At 64.4% G+C, this 331-nt stretch carries 1 protein-coding gene; it reads left to right on the plus strand.

Annotation, left to right across the window (positions count from 1 at the left end; all coding sequences use genetic code 11):
- On the plus strand, positions 1–331 hold a 331-nt coding region (locus A6723_RS32025), incomplete at both ends, for a hypothetical protein (RefSeq protein ID WP_175405514.1).

Below are 331 nucleotides of genomic sequence, written 5' to 3' on the forward strand. Positions count from 1 at the left end.
ACAGAACCAGGAACTCACCAAGAGCCAGCTGGACTACGAGAAGGCGCTGAACGACACCATCACGGCAACGACTAAGTACGCCGACGTGGTGATCCAGCCGGCCGAGGCGCTGGCTCGGATGAATGACGAGCAGCGCAAGGCCTATGCCGAGTCGCTGCGCCTGGCAGAAGAGCACTACCGCAAGCAATCCGAGCTGACCAGTCGGCGTGACATGCAGCGCGATGGCCCCACCGCACCGGTGAGCAATGAGGCCCTGGCAGCGGCCAAGCGTGCTCGCGAGTACCGCGAGGCGCTGCAGCAGATGACAGCTGACCAGGCTGCAGCAGCCGAG

Source organism: Pseudomonas sp. AU11447, assembly GCF_001672555.2.
Classification (GTDB): domain Bacteria; phylum Pseudomonadota; class Gammaproteobacteria; order Pseudomonadales; family Pseudomonadaceae; genus Pseudomonas; species Pseudomonas nitroreducens.